A 25,304-nucleotide genomic window follows, 5' to 3' on the forward strand; every position below is an offset into this window, starting at 1 on the left:
TTACATTCCCTCTCTAATAGACTTTCCAAGACTTCCTCCTGGGTGCCACTTCAAATACTGCTGTGCATCAAGACCTTTAGCGTACTGAAGTGCAACACTTAATGATTGTAATACTATAGTTTCAGCAAGAATTGACGCACGAGGAGCCTTATTAAGGCAATCGCCTTCCTGTTTAACACCTGCAAATAAAAATATATCAGAAGAATTTTTTAAGTATGAATCAACATTGCCACTTACACCAATTATTTTTGCTCCATTTGCTTTTAATGTTTCAACAGTTGCTTTTAATTCTTTAGTTTCACCACTATTAGATATTGCAATAACAACGTCACCCTCAAGTACTTGACCACTTGACCCATGTACTGCTTCTGTACCATGCAATATATATGCTGGTGTTCCAGTGGACGAAAGCAATGAGGAGATATATCCCGATACATGGCCTGGCTTACCAATACCAGTTACATGCACACGTCCATGATTCCTTTCTGCTTCGAAAATTAAATCACGTGCTTTGTTTATAGATACTTCATCTATTGAAGCAATGAACGTCGCAACTTCATTAGATAGATTCTCTAGAAATACAGGTAATGTATTTTCTACCATAGATTTATCCTCCTTAAAATTATAATGGTAATACCTATTGTCCTTGTATAATATTAATATGTCTTAGATAGGTTTTATAAATTGTAAAATATTATGTAATATTGAACCAACCACGTTATAATCAATGTTAGGGAAAGTTGCACCTTCTATACCAAGTGTCCCATAAACTGGATATAGTATAACTGGTAAGAATGCAAGAAATAATCCTACAACGAATGAGCCGACAATAGCTCCTCTCCATCCACCTGATGCATTACCAAATACTGCAGCTGTACCACCTGAAAAGAAACATATATGAGCGGCTGGAATAATTACTACAGGGAATATATTAGGAAGTGATGCCATAATAACAATTGCTAATAGACCAGCAGCATATGCTGAAATAAATCCGATAATAACTGCATTTGGTGCGTATGGAAATACTGTTGGTACATCTAATGCAGGACGTGAACCTGGAATATATTTTTCTGAAATAATTACGAATGCTGCAGTTATTTCAGCCAAGAACATACGAACACCTGACATTAATATTGACATACCAGCTACGAATGTAAATGCTTCTATAGGAGGGAACACCAACCAGTGTGTTGAGCCAGCAAGTTCCTGAGTAAATGCGTGACCAGCTTTTAATGTTGCTACATAGAATAAGATTAGCATAACTATAGACAGACCCATTAAGAAATCTCTGAATATTGATAACCACTTAGGAAATTTAATCGTTTCTGTTGTTTCTTCTTTATGCTTTGAAAATAAACGACCAATATAACCTGATAAACCATAGCCAATCATGTTGAAGTGACCAATAGCTTGTTCATCCCCACCTGTTAGTTCACGCATAAATGGTTGACAGAATTGAGGTAATGCAGCAGACATAAATCCTAAGATAGTACCACCTACTAAAATAGTAATTGTATTATCGAATCCATGTGCTTTCATAATCAAAACTAATACACAAGAAAAGAATAAACTATGACCTGTTGTAAAGAAAATATTTTTGAATCTTGTAATACGTGCAAAAACTAAGTTTAATATAAATCCAAGAATCAATGTACATGAAACTGCAAAACCATATGTACCTTGTGCAAGTGCAGTAGCTGCTTCTGGTGAAGCTATAACACCTGTAATTCCAAAACCTTGTTGGAATAATTTATTGAAGTTCTGTAATGCTCCAGTCATAGCTGAAGCACCAATACCAAATATCAAGAAACCTATAAGTGTTTTTGAAGCTCCAGTAAATACTTCAACAGCTGGTTTCTTTTGAAGAATCAATCCTATAAATGCAACTACACCAAGTAAAACAGCTGGTGTACTCAATAAACTAATAATAAACTCCATAAATAGCCCTCCTTATTCTATTAAATTTTATTTTTCTTTGGATGCAAGAAATTTTTCTAATGCCGTTTTAATTTCATTACGGTCAACAATGTTGTGAATTCCAATTATATCAAATTTCAAATCTTTATTTTTTAACTCTTCAGCAACATCAATTAATGTTTCTACAGCATCTCCATTGAATCCATTTAATGAGTCTAATGAACCATGCTCTACTTCAATTGGAAAATTATTTTCCTTAATAATTTGTTGAGTCTTTATTTTTAACATCAAACTTGAGCCAACTCCTGCTCTACATGCGATTAAAATTTTATACATAATTAAATCCCCCTTTTATAATTCGTGTTTTTTTATAAAATCAATAATTTCATTGGCTTCCTTAGCATTATCTAAAACTCTAAAGAATTCCTCTTCTTCCAATAATTCAACTAACTCAGACATAGCACGTAAATGACTATTATTATCTATTGCACTTAAGCAAAATACATATTTTACAGGGTCATTATCATCATTTCCAAACTCAATAGGATTTTCTAAAGTAGCAATCCCTATTGCAATTTCTTTTGACCCTGATTCTGGCCTAGCATGTGGAAGCGCCACATGTTTTGTAATTACTATGTATGGTCCAGATGCCTTTGCTGAGTTAACCATAGCATCGACATAGTCTTCAGTTACTTTATTATTTTCAACTAAGACAGAAGCTGACTGTCTAATAGCCTCCTCCCAATCTTTAGCTTTTATCCTTAGTTTTATTAGTGTTTCATTAGTAATGTCACTTAGCATAGGTCCTTCTCCTTCCTTAGACGTAAAATTTTCTATCTGTGTAAAATAAGCTAATAACTCACTTGAAAGCATACTCTCAGAAGTTACTTTTGCATATTTTTTTATTATATCCATAACCTCATCTATTTTAGGTTGCCTTAAAAAAATATCACCCAATTGAATGTACACTTCACGTGTAACCTTATATTTTTCTTTTGGGGTCATAACAGGACTAACTTTAATTACTGGAACGTCTGTTTTTAAACCCTCTGCCTTATAATTAGTAGTAAACACAATGTCTACAGATTCACTGATATTTTCCAACTCAGAGGATTCTAATATTGGTAGAAAATGCAAATCAGGGAACAAGCTTGTCAGTTCTGCATGTAAAATAGCTGAACTACCAACACCATTTGAACAAACTATCAATGCTCTCCTTTTTCTAGGTCCATCAAACTCTTTTTTATCTGAGAAAAGGGTTGCAAAATGCATAGTTAAATACGCTAATTCCTCTTCTTGAATGTCTTCTCCAAATAGCCCACAAAACTCTTTCATTGCATTACTCACAATTCTGTAAACTAATCTATATTCTTCTTTTACCTTTTCACAAATTGGATTATAAATAGGCAATTTAAATAAAAGTCTGTAATAGGCTGGTCTAAAATGAGAATATAGTCTCTTAAATATTTTTTCTTGGCTTATATAATAAACTCCACTTAAATATCCAAACTTTGTCATCATTTTATTTACAATTTTTGAAATAACAGCTCTATCTTCTGTATCTTCTTCATCATTTCCTACTGATATACCTAAAATCCAAGCACTAATATACATTATATTATGAGATTTTATCTTCTCTTTACTCTCATATACTTCTAATAGTTCCCTAGCAAATTTGTATTCCTTCATCGAACTCATGACTGCAATATTAGGAATATCTATATTTTCTTGAATAACTATTCTATTTGAATACATTCTTGCTTTTAGAAAGATAAAGATATATATGAACTCTATTAATCTATCTTCAACAAAAGTAATTTCATATTTTTTTACAAGCTTTAATATAATTTTTTTAGCTTCTTCAAAACTATCTAACTTATACTCTTCAATAAAAATATCAAATACTCTTGAACTTTTCTCATTAGATAGCGTTTCTATAATGTTTTTAATAAGTACTCTTCTAATTTCCATCTCATTCCCGACTAAGTAATATCCGTTTATACGATTGTTCTTAACTTTAATGTTCTTTTTCTCAAGCCCTGGTATCAAACCTTTAAAATCAAGATTTACAGTAGACCTACTTACTTTTATAGAATCTATAAAATGATTAATTGAAATATCCTCCAGATTAATAAAAAGCATTAAATACATATATAAAATTCTTTCTGTTTTGCTAAAGTAGTAAGTATTCTTAGAATAGTTTTTTTCTAGGATTTCTTTAATTGCATCTTTTGTATCTTTTTTAACAATAATATCTTTATCAGCTCTTAAATATATAAGTGGTACTTTTTTTACTTTAAGTATGTCATTGATTTTATTTATTCTATAAGTAATTTGCCTTTTTGATGCATTAGATTCTTCTTGTAGTTCATCAGCTGTAATCAATGTGCTATTTAATAAAATCTGAAGAATTGATACAATTTCTTTGTCCACTTCTATTAATCCCTACTTTCTTATTAAGATTAGTCTTTATATTATCGCTGGATTTTCATCACCTCCACAATATTTATTTTATTTGATAATTTTAGCCTTTTCAATTTCATTTAAGTCTAACTTTTGTTTTAGATTAAGACAAAAATTAAACTTATCTAAAATACAAACTATAATACAAGTATATATTCTATACATAAAATACATAAAAAAAGAGTTTCTTAAATAAAGGAACTCAAGAAAAATTAGATTTAAAGAAATAAAAATCACATCAATTTTACATAAATTATTACACCTAAAATGGCACATCAATTCAAATTAATGTGCCTTATTTAGCTAAATTTTCTTTCTTATATAGTAGTATATACTTATCTATTTCATTCTTTTAAGTGTTTCTTCTAAAGAAATACACTCTGCATATCTTCCATTCCATATAAATTCATTGTAGTATTTATATGATTGTTCTGCTGACATAAATGAATTGCCAACAGTTGTATTTGCATAAGCTGGAACTATTATATTAAATCCATGCTCAAATCCACATTTTATAGTGGCATCAATACAGTAATCTGTTTGAAGTCCAGTGACAATTACATCTTTTTCGCTCTTATTTGTTAAGTATTCTAATAAACCTGTTCTCTTAAAAGAACTATTTACTTCTTTATCAAATATTTTTTCTTCATTACATGGTTTAAATTTTTCATATATTTCAAAACCATCATTACCCTTAGTTAATTCATTTTCAGCCCCATCATCATGACGTATGTATATTACTTCTATATTATTTTTTCTTGCTGTATCAATTAAATTCTCTACGTTTGCTACAAATCCATGAAAATTATACAACTTTTCATTTGTTATTAGTTTTTGTGTATCAACAACCAATAAAACCATATCTATTCCTCCAGGTTCCTAAAACAATTTCTTTATACTTTATCATAACAGTAAATAATATCCTATAAATTTTTTATTTATAAAAAACCTACTAAAAATAGAATCAGATTTAAGAGAATGCTTACAAATATTTTTCACTTAAAATTAATTAATAAGTAAGGGAGAATCATAGCACTCATTTATGACATGATTCTCCCTTACACTCTTAAAGAGTTTGTGTTGTGTTTTTAGAAAACTTTTTATATAGTGCATTTCTTGGATTTATAGCTATCAATACAATTGCAAATACCAAATATAATATTGCATAGTATTTTATAAGTTCTATTAAACTTCCACTAATTATCCCAATTAGAAAATTAAATAGTTGATGTATTATAATAGATACTAACAAAGTTTTATTTAAATTATAAAAAGTTGCCACTATAATACTAGTTGATATAATCGCAATCATAAAAAATATAATATATTTTATTAAATCAATCCCTGTAAATCCTGTTGTAAACCATATTGGTAAATGCCACATCCCCCACCAAAACCCTACTATTATTGATGCTTTTAAAGTAGAATGTTTTTTCTGAAGTTCACTTTGAACAAATCCTATCCAACCTAATTCCTCACCTAATGGACCTGCAAATAAATTTTTTAAGAATAAATATATAAACGCTCCCCATGATGAAACTGTGAAGCTAGGCATTATTCCATGATTTTTAGATGTTAATATAAGTATAACTACTATAGCTATTAAAACTTGTATACTAATTACTATAGATACTATTGAAAATTTAAATTTATTTCTAAATCTATCTTTTACATATACTAGAAATTTTTCATCTGGGTAAATTTTTTTAAATAATATCATAAATGCAAAAGTTGATGACCAGGCTGATATACACAAAGTAATGTCAGATACCACTGTTGGAAGTTTTAACATTCTAGTTGCTAATGCTAATAAAAAAAGTGGTAAGAAAATTATATTTGTTAAAATAATAAAACTTACTATAGGTCTTTTTAATGTTTTCTCTACTCTCATAAGAACCCTCATTTCAAATTAATATTTAACTGCTATATAAGTTATAATTGCTTATACAATGAGTTTAAACCTATGAGTAAGTCTCAGGTCAATGTTTTTTATATTATTTTTTTATAGGTGCATATATTTCTAAAAATATGCGTTCAAGCCCTTCTTCGTAAGTAGTAAGCAATATGTTAACATAGACTATTCCAAGTAAGTCATATCCATTTTCTATTGCTATTTTTCTTAATCGGTCTTCCACCTTATCATCAATATTTTCTCCTCCAGTTGACCATCTTCCATCTTCAATAATAGTATAAATGCAATTTGGATGAGCGAGAACTTCACCTTCTATGTTTTTGTCAAAGCCCTCTATTTCTTTTACAATTATAAACTTCTCTCCTGTTATGCCTTCTTGACTAAAACTTATTACTCTTCTTAAAGCAGTTAATGTAACTGCTTTTTTTAGACTTTCTGTATTCTCTCTTAAAGTTTCATATTCATCATATTCAGTAACACTTTTTATTCTACCCTTTACTTCTAAAGGTTTCATTTCTTTTATTGCGTATTTCCCAAAATATTTTTTAATTTTGTCACAGTCTTCTTTAATTAACTGAATCTTTTTTAAAAGAAGCTTTTTATATTCTATTTCTTCCAATATGATTTGTTCTTTCTCTTCTAGCAAAAGCTCTAAATTATTTATACTCTTGCTTTTCATTATTTCTTGAATCTTTTTAATTTCGATATCAATTTCTCTATAAAAATTTATCGTTGTAATATCATATATATCAAACTGATTATATTTTCTATATCCATTTTCATCATTTTTCTTAGGTTTTACTAATCCCTTGTCTTCATAAAATTTTAGTGTATCTCTAGATATACCTAAAAATTTAGATACTTGTCCAATTGTATACATTGTATTCTCCTATTATTGATATATGCTCTTTATGTTCATTAAATTGCTTCCTATTAACAATTCCAGCATCTTCTAAATCTCGAATTGTCAAAATCAGCTTAGTATTTCTTAATCTTTGGAATTACTCTTTTTATTTCTCCAAAACATGAGTACACCATTTCTCATCTAATAATTCTAGTACATTTTTAACTGAGTATTTATCTATTTTTACCTCTATTATCAGTAAGAGATTCTTGTCCATTAGCTTTATATTTCCTAAGCCAAGTGTAAACTTGTTAATATGATAAGTTATAAATATTATCTTGTCTACATATTTCTAATAATAATACTTTACTTACAATATATTCTTGCACATATTTAATTTTTATTTCAAAAGATTTCCTAGACATAAAAATATTCCCTTTATTCTAACAGTTTTATTATTTCAACTGTCTACCATAAAGGGAACATCTTAATCTTTAAATACACTCTAAATTCTTTTTTAACAAATATTATCAATTTATTCTAATGCTGTTATTTCATATTTATTAGCCTTATTTATCATCAATATAAATATAAAACTACATATAACAGCTATAACCATTACTATAAATGTTGAATAATTAAGAATATCACCTAAAAATTGAAATCAATCCAACAACTTGTAGCTATTGTACTTGCTGATACATATTGTCCAACTTCAATTGCCACACCACTTACTTGAGATACTATGGCTAAACCGGATGCCTATAATAGTCATTGTGCACCACTTGCTTGTTATGAATTATAACTTTTATCTCATTGGAATATATCCACGATACTGTGAATATGCATCCATAGTTGCTATATCGCCTAAGAATACTGATGCAATATTAAATTGCGGCTTTAAATATGGGAACTCTTCTTCTTGTGCCCATTCTGGCTTTTTGATAAATGATTTTGTCCCTTCAACCACAGCTTTATACCATTCTTCTTCTCCTTCAAACCATAGTTCTACTACACGATCAAAGGCAGTTGCTCCATAGTTAATCATAATTTTACTACTTACAAAACGATTAACATAACAGCAGTTTGTAAAGTATGGAACTACTTCATCATAGAACCATTTTTCTCCTTCTTCTTTAGAAATGCCATCTGGATACTTAATCATAAATTGCCAGCGATAGTTTGGTCCATCTTGTACAGTACGCCCTTTTCCTCTAAAATCTTCTTCCCAGTTTATTGGAACAAAAGCAAATATAAATGGTGGACATCCGTTATCCCCACCTACTGCACGTCCTGCATCTCCACTTTCTGCATTCTCATGAACTTTTTTATTCTCCACATCTGGTATACACCCTTGCCAACGGAGAACATCCATAGGCATGTATTCTGTCATAATTCTATTTGCCATTTCAGGCATATGTTCATCTACAATCCAATAGTGCTCTGTTAATTGCATCTTACGTACACCAAAACGTTCGCCTTCATCTGGTGTAGGATACGCTTGATAAAAAGCATATTTAGTACAATATGGTCCAAAATTACTAATACTATCTGGAATATGGTAGCGATATAACCAGTCCATTAATTTAGGTCTATACTCTTCCTTAGCAAGTCCTACATATATTAAACTTCTCATTATTTTAAATTCAAATCCCATAAACATTCTCCTATAATCAAATTATATTCACATGCTTTCAATTTCCCGTTTTTTTATCTTTCTTCAAAATACACATAGTAAATAAATCTACACCTGCTCCTACATACCACACTCCTACTACCATAGCCACAGCAATTTGAATATAAAGACCTTGTAAGTTAATAATACTTTCACCTGTCATAATAGTTAGACCTATGGCCCAACCACAAAGCCATGCTGGTAGGAATATTATTTTTTCAAATAAAGATGCAATTATAACTGCAAAAAATCCTAATATACTAAGAGTTAAAAATAATTCTAGGTTTGGATTGAAATTCATACACTCCATAATTAAAATGGCCAAAACTGCCCATAAATCTCCACACCAAAAACCGAACATTATTTTTAATCCATCTTTTCGTTTATTACCATTTGTTACATATAGTCCTGCACAAATAAGTGCTACAGCTCCAGTTTTTATTCCTATATAAGGTGCTAACACTGCCCATAAAGGAGGTAGTAAAGCAATCCCTATAGCTAGTGTTAATATTTCTTTTTTCTTTCTATCCATTTCCTATATTATAATTAATAGCTTCTATAGCTTGCCTCATTCCCACCAACCTCATTGCTATTGGATTTGCAATCATAGATACTATAAATTTTAATTATTCTCCTAATGAAAGTTCAACATGCTTTTCTTTTGTTGATGGTTCTATAAAATTGTAAGCTGTTTTTCTTTCTTTAAATTCTGGTGTTTTACGAACTTCTGCATAATGGCCTTCCATTTTCTTAATATCATCACCATGTATAAACTTGCCTGCTAAAGTATCATGAGCATGACCTAATTGTTCTTCTTGGAAACTAAATACAGTTTTTCCACTTGCAGTATCTAATTCTCCAACTATACCACATAGAGCACATATTGATTTTTTAGTACCTGGCTCAAGATAGAATAATCTATTATTACAATGTGGACAGACTCCTTCTTCTCCTTGGTATAAAGCTTTGTCAAAATCTTTTGCTGCTTCAACTATGTTTAAACCTATTTGATGAACTTGAGCAAGTTTTGAGTCATCCATTACTAATTCCTTTGCCCATGGGAACCAAGCATTATCTATAACTTTCCACATTGGTATTAAGGCTAGCATAGCATGCTCACATTGAACTCTTGTACCCCAGTCTGATCCTCCTATTCCCATGAATGATATTACTTTATCATTAAGCATTCTTGGGTCTGGAATTTTTCCTCCTGTAGCTTCTGCAACTTTTGTTCCTATAATATTATTTCCTCTATCTGCTCTTGGTCCAAAACGATCCATTATAGTATGGAATAATCCTGATGCTCCTTCTTCAAAGATAGGGTCTGAAACTACTATCCCATCTGCACCTTTCATTTTGTCAAGTAACCATTCAAAATCATCCTTTAATACACACATACTACCTTTTCCAGATAATAAATTCTTAACACATGCACAACATCCAGTACAATGTTTAATGTTAAGAGATGACATTTGAATAAATTCTACTCCAGCTCCTGCTTCTTGAGCACCTTTAAGTGCCACTTTACACATTGTGTCATTATTTCCATTTTTTGTTCCAAAAGAAATACCTAGTATTTTCATTTTCAACTCTCCCTCTTTAGCATTTATTAATATTCTTTCATTTTTAATATATAGAATCCATCATCTAAGGCATCTATGATGATGTAACCTCTATCATCAACAATAAGATCTTCTGTTACTGCCAAGCGTGGTCCAGGGAATCCTGGGAAATAAGATTCTTCTGGTGTTTTATTTGGATTTGGTGGTATAAAATATGCTAACTCTTTGATGTAATATGGATCTGATACATCATAAACCCTTAATCCTGCATGGAAATAACAACAATATACTCTATCTCCTCTTTGCTCTAGCCATGGTTTATTATCCATTGGCTCATGAAGGTTATGTGGTCCAAATGGCCCTGGTTTTCCTAGCCCTGCAACATTAAAGTTAGGATATGGGAAATCCTTCGGTACTTCAGGATATGGGAATTGAGCAATTAATGTTGGTCTTGTTGGATTACTAACATCAACCATATGTATATTATTCATGGCTTGAACATCTGTAATATTCTCTGGCTTAAAAAATTGGAAACGTTCTCCCTCATTTTGCACAACAACTAAATCTCTTTCTGGTAATGGTAGTGCTGTATGAGTTCTTGCTCCTGCAAGTCTACTAGAAAATGCAGGCATAAATGGTAATTCACCTAAACATCTTGGTCTTGTTAAATCCTCAACATCTAGTACAACTAAACCTGCTCCACCATAACCACAATATGCTTTTCCATCTCTTACAAATGGAGGTCCATGAAGCCATCCTTTATCCATAAATTCTGGACAATGAGCTGCCCCTGGATCAAAAGTTCTATTTGGATATCCATCTGCATATTGGTCTGGTCTCCACCACTTACCTATTTCCACTGGATTAGTTGGATCTATTATATCTATGACTCTATAAATCAAACCTTCAAAACCAACACAATCACTTGATAAATGGACATATCTTCCACCATTATACATAAATCTATGGACACCCATTACATGCTTTAATCCACAATCCCAGTATCCTAAAAACTTAGGATTTAAAGGGTCTTCTTTTAAACTATATATTCTAATTCCTGCTTCGCACTTAATACTTGCTAATTTAGCTTGGTCAACAAGTGCTCCTGGTCCACTTCCACAGCTCATAGCTACTATCATTAAATCATCTGCTATTTGAATTTTTGGAGTTGTTGTTGTAGGGTACTCTTTTGGATCTAACATTTGAAAATGTTTTATAAAGTGTGGATTATAAGGATCTGTAACATCACTAATCATTACTCCATTTTTTTTGCTTCCTCCAAAACAACATCCATATAAATAGTATTTTTCATCTCTTTTGTACAGAGCCATTTGAAACATTCCACAAGTTCCATCTAAGTCATTAAAGGAACAAACTTCAAGGTTTTTAACATATCCGTTATTTCCTTTTCCTTTTGCGTAAAATTTATCCTCCATTTTTTCTCCTTTCTCATTTAAAATATTATTAATTGGTATACTTTCATTTTATGGGACAAACTTACTTAAATCCAATATCGTTTTCATGGGAATATATAAGTTATTCTTATTAATAAGTTTATAAAATCTAGTATAAAGATATGTTTAAAACATATATTTTTATACAAATATTTTCCAATATTCTTTAAAAGTAAATTTTCTTATACTATAATAAGTTTTAATTATATATAAACAATGTTTACAAACAATCAAGTTTAAATAGGGGTGATTATTTGAATACTAAACAATTAGAATATTTTATATCTGTAGCAGAAAATCTAAGTTTTACCAAAACAGCAGAAAAGTTTTATATTTCCCAAACTGCTATTACACAACAAATAAAAGCTTTAGAAGAAAAAATAAATGTAACTCTATTTACAAGAAGTAAACGACATGTTGAACTAACCCCAGCTGGAAAAGTTTTTTTATCTGAGGCACGTACTATAATAAAAAATATCAATGATGCTATTGAAAAAACACAACAATTTGCACATGGTTCTTTTGGAACTTTGAGTATTGGAATCTTAATAGGATATGAAAAAAACAAATTTCAACAATATTTAAAAGAATTTTCTAATACATACCCTAATATATCTATGGAAATTTGTACTAACGAGATAACTGAACTTTTAAACTTAGTGAAAAATAATTTTATGGATCTTGCCTTTGTTATTAATCCAGAAAATCAACCATTAAAAGATTTTGAATATAAAACTGTAGAAAGATATTCTTTGGTAGCTCTTTTACCCCCTGGTCATCCACTTTGCAATGAGGATTATATTGATTTAATTGAGCTACAACATGAGAAGTTTATTTTTGTAAAGGAAACAGGCGATGAATATGGGCAGAAGTCCATGATACAAAATAGATATCGTGAAGCGGGATTTGTACCTAATGTTGTGCAACGTTCAAATGATCTTAATACTATTGAATCATTAGTTGCCTCTAATATGGGTATATCCATTTTACCTTCATTTTGTGTTGTAGATACTATGATAAAGCAGGATATTGCAATTGTACCCATAAATGAAGTACAAAATAGAATAGAAGTTGTAGTTGTATGGAATAAAAACAATACAAATCCAGCATTAGAAAAATTTATTTCTATAATATAAAATTAATTAATATTAACTATAAAAATAGCATTAACCATCTTTCTATGGTTAATGCTATTTTCTATCTACTTATTATTTAATTTTTCATTCATTATTAATACTATCTCAATATATCTAATTTTTCATTGTTCATAAGTCTAAATACGTGATTCGTACTTACTAAAGAATTATCCCCATAAGTTGTATGGGCTAGCACTGAACTAGCAACCCCGAACTCAACTATATCTTCATTGCTCATCTTTTCCAAATATGAATATATAATTCCTGCTACATATCCATCTCCAGCACCAACTCTGTCATATATTTCTAACTTATATTCCTTACTTTCAAAATAGCCATCATTATTTGATATATATCCCTTTATAAATCTATTGTTCATATCATCAAATCTTCTCATAGTTCCAGCCACAATTTCTATATCATACTCTTTTTTAATCAATTCTGAACTCGATTTTATATCTAGAGCGTCTATATTAAGTATTTTATTTATATCTCTATAGCTAGCAAATAATCCATGGCAATATGGTAGTATTTTTTTATAATCATCTACTAAATTATCATAAGTCTTGTCTGGATTTAGCGATTGTCTAAAATTAAAATCAAAGAATACTTTTATCCCCTTTTCATAAGACTTTTTAGCTAGTTCTAAAGCAATCTCTTTAACTGAATCTGTAAGTTGCATAGCAATCCCACATATGTGGACTACATCTATTCCTTCTAGACAATTATCAATATCATATTCTTGTAGCCTACTCTCGCAAAATGAACTATTTAGCCTATTTAAATAAGTCACTTCTGAAGGCCTTTCTCCATATCCAGTCTCAAGAAAATATACTCCTATATGATTTCCTCCATATGTAATAAAATCATCTTTTACTCCAAGCTTTCTTATGTTTGCACTTGATGCTTTACCTACATTGTTATTAGGCAACTTTGTTAACATATAGGTATTGTATCCAAAATTTTGAAGTCCAGATAATATATTTAACCCTGTACCTGTAATTACATAATTTAATTGGTCTGTTTGTGTTAAAAACTTATAATCAGGTACTGAAAGTCTCATCATTATTTCACCAAAAGCTAATATATTCATAAATCTACCCCAATAATTCTTTTATTATTTTGTAAAGTGTTTTTATATCTTCTACTTTTGTACAACCTGTTTCTTTATCAATTATTGATGTATAAACATGAGGTATAACTTTTTCTACACCATTATCAAGTGCAATTTGAACTATCTCTTTGAAGTTATCTAAGTCTATACCTCCTGTTGGCTCTAGATAAAAGTCATGCTTTGCGCAAGCTTTTGCAACTTCTATATATTCATCTTTTGTTTTAAGCCCTCCCATTGGGAAAAACTTAACTGAACTTCCTCCCATATCCTTCATCATAGCTATAGCTGTCTCTATAGGAACTATACCATCTTCCTCCTTTGAGCTTAATGGACCTGTAGATATCTTTACAAATCCTGGCTTACCAGTTGGAGAAACTAATCCATTTATTATGCTATTGTCTTGACCAAGTAATGCTCTAGATGTAGCTATACCTGTAAATACTTGGTTTATATGTTGTGGTTGAAGCTCTTTAGAAATTTGAGATACCATATTTGATTGATTTGGGTCTCCAGCTCCAAGTCCTACAGATACTGCATTATCTATTTCCTTTGAGTACTTTTTCATATCTTTAATAGCTTCTTCTATAGTACTATAATTCTTCGATAGTACTCCTACTAATACATGCCCATCGCAAGCATCATATACTTCTTTAGCATTTTTTATGTTCCCTGCAAGAACATTTAAACAAACTCTATCTTTATAATATTTTGGTGTACAATTCATATTAATCCCCTCTTCTAGTAAAATTTAATTTAATAAGTCATTATCGTTTTATTTACCTTATTTTCTATTTTTCTATTATCTCTTTTATTCTATTATAAATAATATCTAAATCATCTTTACTTACACTTCTTATATCAACCTCTATCTTGCCTTCATTAGCCTTATAATCTCTAGTGTATATGGATATCTCTCCACCTCTAAGCTCATTTATAATTTGTTGTATTGATTTATTTATTATATCTTCATTAAAATTAATTTCTCCACGCAGTATTTCTCTGCCCGCTGAATCTCTAGTTATATTAGCACTTATCCCATTTAGAGTATTTATCTTGTCTATAAATGGATTTAGCTTATCCTCCATTTCTTTTAAAGTTACTTTATCATTATTTATATATCTCTCAATTGCACATGTTAAACCTACTATATTTTCTTTTCCTATTTTCATAGCTCTTCCAATACCCTTTGATTGAAGCTTTACATTATCTATATATTTTTTCTTACCTATTACTAACCCTGAACTAGGTCCCTCTATAGCCTTTGCGCCACTGTATATCACTAAATCTGCTCCTAGTTCATAGTATACTTTTAAATCTTCCTCTGCCGCTGCATCTACTATTAAAGGTAAATTGTATTCTTTGGCAACTTGTACTGCATCTAATACACTTAGCATACTCTTTTGAACACAATGATGAGATTTAATATACATAATTGCCGCTGTATTGTCATTTATCTCTCTTCTTATATGTTCCTTGTTGCACATATTAGCATAGCCAGCCTCAACAACTTCTCCTCCTCCAAGTCTTATCATTGTTTCTACTGGGATTCCATAGTCAACATTATGCCCTTTTGGAATTATTATTTCCCTTTTAACTTGCTTTTTAGGATTATTTATATTGTAAACTAAACTCATATCATCCCTTGCTATCATTGCACCTACACTCTGTGCAATTCCAGCAGATGCACTAGAAACTATTACTGAACTTTCACACTCTAATAAATTTGCTATATATTCACCTGTTTTATTTACAAGCTCTTCTATTATAAAGAAATTTTTACACCCTTCACCTATTGCTTCAATAACTTCCTTATCTAATGTTGACACCCCTAGTATAGTCATCTTACCTGAGGCATTTATAACACGTCTTACAGAGTACTTTTCAAATACACTACTCATACAATATTCTCTCCTTCCTATTCATTCTCCTTTGTAGACTCACCTATATTCAAATACTCTCCATTAATTACTACCGCTCTTGGCTTTATGGACGTATTTGTGATTACTGACTTATTCAAAGAATCTTGAAGTTCTTTTTCTTCATTCACCACGTCAAATATAGTTAAATCAGCATCATATCCTTCTTTTATTAAACCTTTATTTTTCAAGTTTATTGCATTTGCTGCATTTTTAGTAACCTTATTTATTATATCTTCAAGTGAGTAACCCATATATATAAACTTTTCCATTGTTGTAGATAAGCTATATACTGGACCATTTATTCTATTTTTAATATATATATCTGTACTTATGGTATCTGGAAAAAGTCCCACATCCTTAGCTTTCATTGCAACATCCATACTAAAACTTTCTGTTCCATGACCTACATCAAGGATTATACCTCTTTCTCTAGCTTCTATAATTTCCTCTTTAATCTTATTACCTTTTAATATTCCATTTGGTTTTCCATTATATATATGAGTTAATATATCTCCTTTTTCCATATAACCTAATATATCCTCTATAGTTGGAGGAGAGCTTCCAAAGTGAACCATCATAGGTAGATTAAGTTCTTTTTTAATTCTTTTAGCTAACTTCAAAGGTTCAATTCCATTTGAAATTACAACACTTTTACTCATTCTAGCTTTGATTCCAACAACAAAATCTTTATATTTTTTAACTGCATTTTTAAGTTCATCCTCATCAATGTTCATCATATTTGAAAGTTCATCTTGAGATGTTATTCCCTGCTTAGCAATATTTATTAAAGCATACACGTTTGTTTTGTACTTTTTAGTATCCTCATAAAATTTCTCTATATCTAAAGCACCTGTTGTCCCTGTATCTACTACAGTAGTAACTCCACTTTTTATTCCAACCTCATCAGGATAATCTTTATAAATCTCTAACCTTTCGTAGCAGTGTGTATGTATATCTATCCACCCTGCGCTAATAAATGTCTTTCCGTCTAGGTTTATAATTTGGTTTGCCTGATACTTAGAATCATCTATCTGATTTTTTACTTCTATTATTTTATCATCTAATATAGCTATATCAATTATACTTTTATCTACTGTTTTTCCACCTTTGATTAATATGTCTATCTTCACTTTACTCTCCCTCTAAAACAAGCTTAAATTTACTCCAAGGTTCAATAAAGTCCAAAAGTATTATTTCATCTTCTGTTATTCTGGCAACCTTATTTTTTCTTTCATCTTCACAATCTTGAAGTATCAACTGTAATTCCCCTTTATACTTTCCAAAGTCATCATTACCAATCACTACATCTCCTCTTTTAAAGATGCCCGTATTATCATGTTTAGGGAAATTTTCTTTAGCATATTTTTTTCTTACCTCTGTAGATCTTGCTACCTGATTAGTTATGTCCCCTCTTCTAAAGTGTTGCTCATTTACTATTATTGTTTTTTCTACTTCAGAAGTTTTTTCCTCAGCTACTACACTAAATACAACTTGATATTTATTTACTTCAGACATTCTTTTTAATTCATCTTCACTTGCATATGCATTTCCTACAATAACATCATCAATCAAACCAGTTGCGAATAAGTGCTTAGTTGCTGTAGCTATATCTAAATTTCTATGCATTTCAAGTGTGCACAGTCCATCATTTATATTCCAAGGTCCTATTGTTGCGTATTTTGAATTAACAAAAGCGGCAGTTCTTATTCCATACTTTTTAAATCTATTTGAACATCTTACAAAGAAATCATATGGCAAGCCTGTACCCCTTTGAGGATAAAAATTGTGACAACCATATATATTATTTACATTTGGCTTGTAAGTAATTATATTATCTAAGTACGCTACATCATTACTCATATTTAGCTCTACTTTTAAATCATATGGATTGAAAGAAATCATAGCTTCTTTACTTCCATCATATCCATAGTCAAGTCTTATTCCACTAGCACTTAACTCATTAAAAAATGTTAAATCATCATAAGATATTTCTAATATATCAAATATATTTGGAGCTATATCAAGGATTACTTCAAATCCTAAGTCTCTTGAATAAGTTATAATCTCTTTAAAATGTTTTTTAACCTCTTCCTTTGGTCTTGTAATTGAAAGCATACACATAAATATTCTTTTAAATCCATACTTTGAAGCCATTTTTATATATGTCTTATCATCTTCCATATTACTATGCTCTGGATATACTGATATTCCTAATCTTCTTTCCATCTTTCTCCTCCTAAAATTACACTTTTTTTGATATATAAAATAAAAGTGAAGATAATTCCTCCTACCTTCACCTTTAATAATTTGTAAGTTTTTTCTATATTATATACAGTACAAAACTTCTATTATATGTATTTTTATAAACTTTCACTCATTTCTTTTTGCTCTCTTTGTAATTGTTGCTTTTCAAAAACCTTGAAGAATGGATAATAAACAACAAATGATATCGCAAAGTTGATTAATACTAAGATACCTGCCATTATACTCCAGTTAGTACTCATTACTGCTGCTATTGGTGCTGGCATTGCAAATGGTAATCTTGCTACCATCATAGGTATAATACCTGTAATAGTAAGAACATACGATAGAACTGTCATTATTATAGGCCCAATTATAAATGGTATTCCTAGTATTGGATTCATAACTATTGGTGCTCCAAATATTATAGGTTCATTTATGTTAAATAATCCTGGTAAAAATCCTAATCTGCCTAAACTTTTTAGGTATTTTGACTTAGAAAACATAAACATTACAACTAATGCAAGAGTAGCTCCTGCTCCTCCTATCCATACATACCATTGTAAAAATTGTTCTGTAAATATATTTGGCATTGCATGAGCTGATACTCCTTCTGTGAATGCAGTTATATTTTCTGCTATAGACATATCCCATATAGGTCTTATTACTGGACCCATTATAGCTGGACCATGTATTCCAAGTACCCAGAATACTGTTATTAAGAATACTGTTAGTATTCCACCACCTAAACTATTTCCTGATAAGAATCCTTTTAAAGGTGATAACATAGCACTTAGTGCTGAACTTATATCAAATCCTAATATATGTCTTATTACCCAGAATAACATTAGTACTACTGCTGTTGGTAATAATGCAGTAAATGAGTTTGAAACCTCTAGTGGCACCCCTGCTGGCATCTTAATTGTAATATTCTTTTCCTTCATGAAACGATATATCTCAACTGTAATTAATGATGTTACGATTGCTCCAAATAATGATGGTGAATTAAGTTTCGCCATATCCATCCATCTACCAGCTTCTATAACTCCCCCTACTGGTTCAACTACTTGAGTTGGAACTATTGTAGAAACTAAAAATGCCATAACTGCAAGCATCCCAACACCTGTTGTGTCTAGATTATAACTTTTAGCAAGTGACGACGCTATTCCAAAAGTAGCGTATAGAGATAAAAATCCTACAGTATATCTAAACGGTATATCTAACGTTTCTCTGAATGGAGCTATAAAATCCATATAAGCATCAATAGGTATGTTTAATAATATTGTAAAAAATGATCCCACTATCGTTAGTGGTAATGTTGCTATTATACCTGCTCTTACAGCTCTCATATGTCTTTGATTGCTTATCTTCGCTGCTACAGGCATAATCTTACGCTCTAAAAAACTTGCGAATTTTTCCATAGTTCCCCCCTATATTAGTGATATTCCCCTTTATTTACAACACAATAACGATTTCATGATGAAAACTAATTTTTATGCAATTGATAATATCACTTATTTGATTAATAAGATTATAACATTATAATCTTTAATTGTAAACATCATAATGTTATAATCTTATTTATTTTTATAAAATAAAATCCTGAGCATATTATCATTTTAATAAACTCAGGATTTTTATTATATTATATTTCATATTTAATTACATAATTTTGTACTTCTGTATTGTATCTTGCAAATGATAACTCAACGATACTATCATTCTCATCATAGGTCTTTCTCTTTCTTCCAAGTAATGTGTCTTTTTCTAGATTTAGAGCCTTTGATACTTCCAGTTCTGATTCTTCTATAAAAAATTCATCTTCAAACCTAGTTATATTTATATCTCTCCTATATAAATACATATATAAAGAACTTTCATTATTAAAACTTTCAACAGTTAGATTTTCGTCAAAAGGTATATAATGAGTAAAATATATATATGGTTTACTATCCAAGTAATACATTCTAGTAATCTTGCTACATTTTTCTCCAAATATACTAAATACTTGTGAGTTTGTATCATTTATAATTTTTTCAATTGAAATAGTCTCTTTAGATAACTTATGACCTTTAGATAAAAGTATGCTTGAAAAAGAATCTGCCTTAGATAGCTTATTAAAAAGACTATTGCTTATTACTTTTGTCCCTTTTCCACTCTTTTTCTCTACATATCCTTCTGATTCTAATATCTCAATAGCTTTTCTAACAGTAATTTTACTAACCCCAAACTCTTGCTCTAACTCTCTTTCTGTTGGAATATTTTCATCGATTTTATATTCATTATTTAATATTTTTTGCTTTAATATCTCTACGACTTGTATATATAATGGTTGATTTTTTAACATGATTCACCTCTTAAATTATATGTTATAATATTATAACATATAATCTTATACTATTAATAGTAAATATACATTGACTTTAAACTCAATATAAAAAGAGTCCTCAAAATAAACTTAGTGTACTACACTTCAATTATTGAACCAACATTCTAACGATTGGTGTGCAGTACATAATTTATATTTTTAGAACTCTTTCATTTTATTCTCTTTAATTTTTATTTATCTTGTAACCTCAAATGTAAGTCAACTATTTCCTCAGCTAACTGTTGAAAATTCATACCATTCATTAAGTGATCTTGTGCATGTACAAGTATAACACTCATTTCAGTCTTATTCCCACTAGCTTCATTTTGTATTAATTCTGTTTGGTATCTATGCGCCTTATTTATAACTTCCTTAGACTCTTTTAATAATTCTTTTGCTTTTTCTATGTTTCCATTTTTAGCTTCTTGTATTGCCTCAAAAGCTAATCCTTTACCTTCACCTGCATAGCCTATTATACCAAAAGAAATCTCTATAATCTTTTCGTCCATCCCTTGATTCTCCCAATTTATATATTAAAAATACGTTATATTTTCTATTACTTAGCGTTGTTAAGTTCTATTGCTCTATCTAAAACAGCTTTTCCATTAACTGTACCATAGTGCATCATATTTATAACCTCTACTGGTATATTATGTGGCTTAGCTATTTCCTGAGCCTTAGACAATACATATCTAACTTGTGGCCCTAATAATAAAACATCACATTTTTCTATTTCATTTTGTATATTTGATTCTGGTATTGCCCAAATTTGTGACTCTATACCGCTTTCTTTAGCTGCATCTTCCATCTTAGTAACTAATAAACTTGTAGACATTCCCGCTGAACACGCCAACATTATTTTTATCATATATTTACCTCCAAATTTTTATTAACAATCAACTTAAACATTATAATGTTATAATATTTTATTTAATTCTACCTCAAATGTAATATACTTTCAATACTTTTTTATTATTTTAATATTATTAATTGCTAAACTGAAAAAACCGTATCACTTATTTGTGATACGGCTCACCATCAACAATCAACTCACAAAATTTATATAGAAGTATAAATCATACCATCTAAAAAAACACCTCTTTAAATTGAATTTTATGTATCTTATATTTATTTGGTTCAGTTGTATCAAATCTATTTAGTAATTTGTATTATTATAGTTTTTGTTTACAATAAAAGAATCTGATTATTTTTGCTAATTCTTTTGGTGAATCGGTATTTACCTCATGTCCAGCATTTTTCACAAATTGAATTTCTGATTTTATTATACCTTTAGCTATATTACTTGTAGCTTTTTTATTTGCTTTATCTTTTTCTCCACATATAACCAACACAGGGCATGAAATATTTTTTAGATTTTCACTAAAATTTAAATTCATCATTGAATTTATTAATTCAATAAAATCTTTCTTTCTAAGTCCCATACCCTTAAAAGATTTCTGAGGTATAAATCTAAAAATAATATTTTGAAGTTTGAGTAATACTTTTGGCATTTCATATTGTGTCGCTATCAATATCAAGGATTTAACTTTTGAAGGATTATCTATCGCATAATTTAATGCAAGAACTCCCCCCAATGAAAGTCCACATAGGTTTAAAGGTTCCGAAAAATCATCACAATACTGTGAAAAGGATTGATATAGATTCGAATACGTTACATCTCCCTCTCTTAGAAATAAAGATAATTCTGGACATATAAGCCTCTCTTGTCCTCTCATATAAGAAATTACTTTATCCCAACTTGATGAATTTTGTCCAAGACCATGAATTAATACATACTGCATTATATACTTCCTTTCTACCAATTTATAATTCGTTGTTATATTTTATTAATAATTTAATATTTTGCTATTGGATATTAGTTATTCAAACTCCCCCCTTTTATAAAAAAATAAATTATAGGTTGTAACTATACAACTTTCTATGTAAATGCTTTAGAGCTACCTATTTTTATCAAATTAAATACAAATTTTATTATAAGTAACTGTATATCATTTCACATATAAAAAATAAAACCGTATTACTTACTTATGATACGGTTCTCCATTATTTATTCTATAAGCCCTATAAATCTGCTCTAACAATATCAATCTCATCATCTGATGAGGAAAAGTCATCCTAGAAAAAGACAATCTATAATCAGCCCTAGCTAAGACCTCATCAGAAAGTCCTAAAGAACCTCCTATTATAAAACAGATACTACTATTTCCTCTAACTGCTAAATCACTCATGGTCTTAGCAAGTTCTTCAGAAGACAAATTCTTTCCATCAATAGCCAAAGCTATAACATAACTATTATGCTTTATCTTCCCTAAAATTCTCTTTCCTTCTTTATCTTTTATAATTTCCATTTCCTTGGCACTTAAATTTTCTGGAGCTTTTTCATCATCTAGCTCTATAATTTCCAACTTACAATACTTAGAAAGTCTCTTTCTAAATTCATCAATACCTAACTTTAAATATTTTTCTTTAATTTTACCTACTACAACTATACTTATATTCATATACTTCTCCTAAACTTAATCTTATTACAAATTTATATACTAATATAACTTACAAATCATTAGAAAAGTTATTTAGCAAGTGCTCGATTTGCATAATCTATAAACTCCTCAAAAGGTATAGCTTTACTATAATAATATCCTTGATATATTTCACATCCTAGGCCATACAACTTATCTCTCTGATTTAAATTTTCAACATACTCCACGATTATATCAAAATCTAGGTTTTTTGAAAGATTTACAATAGACATTATGATTTCACTACTTCTTTTGTTTATAAGTATCTCTTTAACAAGAGAGCCATCTAACTTAACTATATCAAAATTATTATTTTGAAGGTATATAAGAGAACTATGTCCCATTCCAAAATCATCCATAATAAGCTTTATTCCTAAGTCATGTATCGCATTTATACGTTCAATGATTATCTGGGAGCCTGACAGTGCAACTTGCTCCGTGATTTCTATGCCAAGCATATTAGGATTGATATTCTTATTTTCAATTATATTTTTTATTTGCTCTGGCAAATTAGGGTCATTAAGTTGGTCTGGAGATATATTTACAGAAAATTTAATAGGATTTATTAGTAAGCTTTCACTTTTCTTTAAATCAATACAAGCTTTATTAATAATATACTCTCCAAGTTCATCTAAAAAACCTTCTTCTTTAGCTAAAAGTATAACAAGTGGTGGATAAATAAATCCCCCTATTGAATGTCTCCATCTAAGTAATCCCTCTGCCCCTACAACATTTCCATCATAATTAACTTGCGGTTGGTAAAAAAGCTCTATTTCTTCCTTTTTCATAGCAAACTTTAAATCCGATGCTAGCATTTTTGAGATTGAACCTATTTTTCCACTGTGATTTAAAATATTTGGTTGTTCTCCTGTTAATTCACACTTCTTTACTAAATTTGTTAAGTTTTCTATATTATTTTTGAACATGTAAATATATCTATTTTGTGACATCTTTATAAATGGAATATAAATCATAACTCCTACACACAAATTAAACAATTGCAACAAACTTCCTCTTATTGAGTCCGTAGCCATATATCCACTTAAAAATATCGGTGATGTCCACTCTACAGCAGAAACTGTACAAGGTACAAGCCCTGTAGCCATAGCTACATAACTTGTAATTGTTAGAATTATAGGTGTAATTATAAAAGGTATGAACATAATATAGTTAAAAACAATCGGAATCCCAAAAACTAACATTTCATTTATATTAAAAAGAGCTGGTATTGAAGCAATTTTAGCCAGCTTCCTTACATTTATACGCTTCTCACTAAGAAAAATGGCAATTACTAAACATAACAAAGCTCCACATCCACCCAATAAAACCATTGTATCAAAAAAAGTCTTAGTAAAAATTTCTGTTGGTAATTGATTATTGTTAACTAAATTTATGTTAATTGCCATTCCATTTTCAAATAAATTTTTTGCAACTGTATCAAGTACGTTGCTCCCATGAATACCAAAGAACCACATAAAATGCATTAGAAATATAAACAGCAAAGCACTCATAAGGTTTCTTCCCATACTCTTAAATATATTTGAGAATAAATTATAAAATATATCTTGAAAATTCGAACTTCCAATTAGATTTATTACTATTACACGCAAAATAGAAAATAAAAATACTACAATTATGAAGGGAATTATTGCTGAAACAACCATATTAAAATCAGCATCTGCCCCTTCTGTATGAAATTTTACACTTGTAATAAACGATTCTGTGAGCTTTACAAATAATATAGAAGACGTTATGGAAACAATAATAGCTGTAAACAACCACTTTGTTTTAAATATTTCCACATAAGAATCCAGTTCATTACCATGTGAAAACACTAAAAAAGAACACATTGCAACGATAGGAACAAGTACTGTATACTTGCTCCCATAGATTTTTCCATAGCTATAACTTATTGTCAACAATATTATCAATGAGATAATTCCTAAAGTAGAATCATTTATAAATGTAAGAATATTTGAAATTTCACCATTAAATAAACTTGCTATATATTCTTGATAAATTTTTATTGGAAGATTCAAAATAACAAGAGCAATTGAACCAGTCATAATAGCAGGTATTGCTAAAATCATCCCTTGCTTTATAGAATATAAGATTTTATTATCCTCAACATTTTCGAAATTTCTTTTTAGCAAAGTTAT

24 protein-coding genes and 1 pseudogene are annotated in these 25,304 nt (G+C 29.7%); 1 reads left to right on the forward strand and 24 read right to left on the reverse strand.

The window, feature by feature from the left end:
* The 12 genes and pseudogenes from KGF36_RS14315 to KGF36_RS14365 form a co-directional block, all read right to left on the reverse strand.
* Complete coding sequence (locus KGF36_RS14315; protein WP_227828610.1) at positions 1 to 603, reverse strand: SIS domain-containing protein; 603 nt, start codon at positions 601 to 603, stop codon at positions 1 to 3.
* Positions 604 to 666: 63 nt separating this feature from the next.
* A complete protein-coding gene (locus KGF36_RS14320; protein WP_227828609.1) occupies positions 667 to 1,938 on the reverse strand; it encodes a PTS ascorbate transporter subunit IIC in 1,272 nt (423 codons plus the stop codon).
* A 27-nt stretch (positions 1,939 to 1,965) separates the two neighbouring features.
* Complete coding sequence (locus KGF36_RS14325) at positions 1,966 to 2,253, reverse strand: PTS sugar transporter subunit IIB (protein WP_227828608.1); 288 nt, start codon at positions 2,251 to 2,253, stop codon at positions 1,966 to 1,968.
* 15 nt (positions 2,254 to 2,268) lie between these two features.
* Entirely contained in the window at positions 2,269 to 4,350 is a 2,082-nt protein-coding gene (locus KGF36_RS14330; protein ID WP_227828607.1) for a BglG family transcription antiterminator, read from the reverse strand.
* 369 nt (positions 4,351 to 4,719) lie between these two features.
* Positions 4,720 to 5,241 (reverse strand): cysteine hydrolase family protein, encoded by a 522-nt coding sequence (locus KGF36_RS14335; protein WP_227828606.1) that lies wholly within the window; start codon positions 5,239 to 5,241, stop codon positions 4,720 to 4,722.
* A gap of 205 nt (positions 5,242 to 5,446) precedes the next feature.
* Positions 5,447 to 6,271 carry a CPBP family intramembrane glutamic endopeptidase gene (locus KGF36_RS14340; protein ID WP_227828605.1) on the reverse strand — a complete coding sequence of 275 codons (825 nt, stop codon included), beginning with the start codon at positions 6,269 to 6,271 and terminating at the stop codon, positions 5,447 to 5,449.
* A 103-nt stretch (positions 6,272 to 6,374) separates the two neighbouring features.
* Positions 6,375 to 7,172 (reverse strand): MerR family transcriptional regulator, encoded by a 798-nt coding sequence (locus KGF36_RS14345; RefSeq protein ID WP_227828604.1) that lies wholly within the window; start codon positions 7,170 to 7,172, stop codon positions 6,375 to 6,377.
* 197 nt (positions 7,173 to 7,369) lie between these two features.
* Positions 7,370 to 7,438 (reverse strand): annotated as a pseudogene (locus tag KGF36_RS20515) (hypothetical protein); the annotation flags it as partial.
* A gap of 506 nt (positions 7,439 to 7,944) precedes the next feature.
* A complete protein-coding gene (locus KGF36_RS14350; protein ID WP_227828603.1) occupies positions 7,945 to 8,799 on the reverse strand; it encodes an acetyl-CoA hydrolase in 855 nt (284 codons plus the stop codon).
* 31 nt (positions 8,800 to 8,830) lie between these two features.
* Positions 8,831 to 9,343, reverse strand: a complete 513-nt coding sequence (locus KGF36_RS14355) for a DUF1097 domain-containing protein (RefSeq protein ID WP_227828602.1) — start codon at positions 9,341 to 9,343, stop codon at positions 8,831 to 8,833.
* Between the two features lie 94 nt (positions 9,344 to 9,437).
* Complete coding sequence (locus KGF36_RS14360; protein WP_227828601.1) at positions 9,438 to 10,394, reverse strand: flavodoxin family protein; 957 nt, start codon at positions 10,392 to 10,394, stop codon at positions 9,438 to 9,440.
* A 26-nt stretch (positions 10,395 to 10,420) separates the two neighbouring features.
* Complete coding sequence (locus KGF36_RS14365; RefSeq protein WP_227828600.1) at positions 10,421 to 11,809, reverse strand: LVIVD repeat-containing protein; 1,389 nt, start codon at positions 11,807 to 11,809, stop codon at positions 10,421 to 10,423.
* 272 nt (positions 11,810 to 12,081) lie between these two features.
* On the opposite strand from KGF36_RS14365, the gene KGF36_RS14370 reads away from it, so the two are divergent.
* Positions 12,082 to 12,963, forward strand: coding sequence for a LysR family transcriptional regulator (locus tag KGF36_RS14370; RefSeq protein WP_227828599.1), 882 nt, complete (start codon positions 12,082 to 12,084; stop codon positions 12,961 to 12,963).
* Between the two features lie 100 nt (positions 12,964 to 13,063).
* Here KGF36_RS14370 and KGF36_RS14375 read toward each other — a convergent pair whose 3' ends face one another.
* From KGF36_RS14375 to KGF36_RS14430, 12 genes are all read right to left on the reverse strand, one after another.
* The gene (locus tag KGF36_RS14375; RefSeq protein WP_227828598.1) at positions 13,064 to 14,056 is read right to left on the reverse strand and encodes a sugar kinase; all 993 of its coding nucleotides are present in this window, start codon (positions 14,054 to 14,056) and stop codon (positions 13,064 to 13,066) included.
* 4 nt (positions 14,057 to 14,060) lie between these two features.
* Positions 14,061 to 14,801, reverse strand: coding sequence for a 2-dehydro-3-deoxy-phosphogluconate aldolase (dagF, locus tag KGF36_RS14380; RefSeq protein ID WP_227850637.1), 741 nt, complete (start codon positions 14,799 to 14,801; stop codon positions 14,061 to 14,063).
* A 64-nt stretch (positions 14,802 to 14,865) separates the two neighbouring features.
* Positions 14,866 to 15,975 (reverse strand): DgaE family pyridoxal phosphate-dependent ammonia lyase, encoded by a 1,110-nt coding sequence (locus KGF36_RS14385; RefSeq protein WP_227850636.1) that lies wholly within the window; start codon positions 15,973 to 15,975, stop codon positions 14,866 to 14,868.
* A 17-nt stretch (positions 15,976 to 15,992) separates the two neighbouring features.
* Positions 15,993 to 17,126, reverse strand: a complete 1,134-nt coding sequence (locus tag KGF36_RS14390) for an amidohydrolase/deacetylase family metallohydrolase (RefSeq protein WP_227828595.1) — start codon at positions 17,124 to 17,126, stop codon at positions 15,993 to 15,995.
* 1 nt (position 17,127) lies between these two features.
* Entirely contained in the window at positions 17,128 to 18,222 is a 1,095-nt protein-coding gene (locus tag KGF36_RS14395) for a MupG family TIM beta-alpha barrel fold protein (protein ID WP_227828594.1), read from the reverse strand.
* 134 nt (positions 18,223 to 18,356) lie between these two features.
* Entirely contained in the window at positions 18,357 to 19,658 is a 1,302-nt protein-coding gene (locus tag KGF36_RS14400) for a PTS sugar transporter subunit IIC (protein WP_227828593.1), read from the reverse strand.
* A 224-nt stretch (positions 19,659 to 19,882) separates the two neighbouring features.
* Positions 19,883 to 20,584, reverse strand: a complete 702-nt coding sequence (locus KGF36_RS14405) for a GntR family transcriptional regulator (protein WP_227828592.1) — start codon at positions 20,582 to 20,584, stop codon at positions 19,883 to 19,885.
* A gap of 212 nt (positions 20,585 to 20,796) precedes the next feature.
* Positions 20,797 to 21,114: a PTS lactose/cellobiose transporter subunit IIA gene (locus KGF36_RS14410; protein ID WP_227828591.1), complete on the reverse strand. Its 318-nt coding sequence runs from the start codon at positions 21,112 to 21,114 to the stop codon at positions 20,797 to 20,799.
* Positions 21,115 to 21,161: 47 nt separating this feature from the next.
* Positions 21,162 to 21,473, reverse strand: coding sequence for a PTS sugar transporter subunit IIB (locus tag KGF36_RS14415; RefSeq protein WP_227828590.1), 312 nt, complete (start codon positions 21,471 to 21,473; stop codon positions 21,162 to 21,164).
* A 304-nt stretch (positions 21,474 to 21,777) separates the two neighbouring features.
* Positions 21,778 to 22,407, reverse strand: coding sequence for an alpha/beta fold hydrolase (locus KGF36_RS14420; RefSeq protein ID WP_227842994.1), 630 nt, complete (start codon positions 22,405 to 22,407; stop codon positions 21,778 to 21,780).
* A gap of 240 nt (positions 22,408 to 22,647) precedes the next feature.
* A complete protein-coding gene (gene rlmH, locus KGF36_RS14425) occupies positions 22,648 to 23,127 on the reverse strand; it encodes a 23S rRNA (pseudouridine(1915)-N(3))-methyltransferase RlmH (protein ID WP_227842993.1) in 480 nt (159 codons plus the stop codon).
* A 68-nt stretch (positions 23,128 to 23,195) separates the two neighbouring features.
* Positions 23,196 to 25,298, reverse strand: coding sequence for an EAL domain-containing protein (locus KGF36_RS14430; RefSeq protein WP_227839141.1), 2,103 nt, complete (start codon positions 25,296 to 25,298; stop codon positions 23,196 to 23,198).
* Positions 25,299 to 25,304 lie beyond the last annotated feature (6 nt).

The organism is Clostridioides sp. ZZV14-6009, from assembly GCF_020658095.1.
Classification (GTDB): Bacteria; Bacillota; Clostridia; order Peptostreptococcales; family Peptostreptococcaceae; genus Clostridioides.

Bases quoted from the DNA above. Each gene is read 5' to 3' on its own strand.
- KGF36_RS14410 (WP_227828591.1), bottom strand. From the start codon at position 21,114: ATGGACGAAAAGATTATAGAGATTTCTTTTGGTATAATAGGCTATGCA.
- KGF36_RS14315 (WP_227828610.1), bottom strand. From the start codon at position 603: ATGGTAGAAAATACATTACCTGTATTTCTAGAGAATCTATCTAATGAA.
- dagF (WP_227850637.1), bottom strand. From the start codon at position 14,801: ATGAATTGTACACCAAAATATTATAAAGATAGAGTTTGTTTAAATGTT.
- KGF36_RS14325 (WP_227828608.1), bottom strand. From the start codon at position 2,253: ATGTATAAAATTTTAATCGCATGTAGAGCAGGAGTTGGCTCAAGTTTG.
- KGF36_RS14355 (WP_227828602.1), bottom strand. From the start codon at position 9,343: ATGGATAGAAAGAAAAAAGAAATATTAACACTAGCTATAGGGATTGCT.
- KGF36_RS14400 (WP_227828593.1), bottom strand. From the start codon at position 19,658: ATGGAAAAATTCGCAAGTTTTTTAGAGCGTAAGATTATGCCTGTAGCA.
- KGF36_RS14320 (WP_227828609.1), bottom strand. From the start codon at position 1,938: ATGGAGTTTATTATTAGTTTATTGAGTACACCAGCTGTTTTACTTGGT.
- KGF36_RS14365 (WP_227828600.1), bottom strand. From the start codon at position 11,809: ATGGAGGATAAATTTTACGCAAAAGGAAAAGGAAATAACGGATATGTT.
- KGF36_RS14335 (WP_227828606.1), bottom strand. From the start codon at position 5,241: ATGGTTTTATTGGTTGTTGATACACAAAAACTAATAACAAATGAAAAG.
- rlmH (WP_227842993.1), bottom strand. From the start codon at position 23,127: ATGAATATAAGTATAGTTGTAGTAGGTAAAATTAAAGAAAAATATTTA.
- KGF36_RS14405 (WP_227828592.1), bottom strand. From the start codon at position 20,584: ATGTTAAAAAATCAACCATTATATATACAAGTCGTAGAGATATTAAAG.
- KGF36_RS14395 (WP_227828594.1), bottom strand. From the start codon at position 18,222: ATGGAAAGAAGATTAGGAATATCAGTATATCCAGAGCATAGTAATATG.
- KGF36_RS14415 (WP_227828590.1), bottom strand. From the start codon at position 21,473: ATGATAAAAATAATGTTGGCGTGTTCAGCGGGAATGTCTACAAGTTTA.
- KGF36_RS14350 (WP_227828603.1), bottom strand. From the start codon at position 8,799: ATGTTTATGGGATTTGAATTTAAAATAATGAGAAGTTTAATATATGTA.
- KGF36_RS14375 (WP_227828598.1), bottom strand. From the start codon at position 14,056: ATGAATATATTAGCTTTTGGTGAAATAATGATGAGACTTTCAGTACCT.
- KGF36_RS14340 (WP_227828605.1), bottom strand. From the start codon at position 6,271: ATGAGAGTAGAGAAAACATTAAAAAGACCTATAGTAAGTTTTATTATT.
- KGF36_RS14420 (WP_227842994.1), bottom strand. From the start codon at position 22,407: ATGCAGTATGTATTAATTCATGGTCTTGGACAAAATTCATCAAGTTGG.
- KGF36_RS14360 (WP_227828601.1), bottom strand. From the start codon at position 10,394: ATGAAAATACTAGGTATTTCTTTTGGAACAAAAAATGGAAATAATGAC.
- KGF36_RS14385 (WP_227850636.1), bottom strand. From the start codon at position 15,975: ATGAGTAGTGTATTTGAAAAGTACTCTGTAAGACGTGTTATAAATGCC.
- KGF36_RS14345 (WP_227828604.1), bottom strand. From the start codon at position 7,172: ATGTATACAATTGGACAAGTATCTAAATTTTTAGGTATATCTAGAGAT.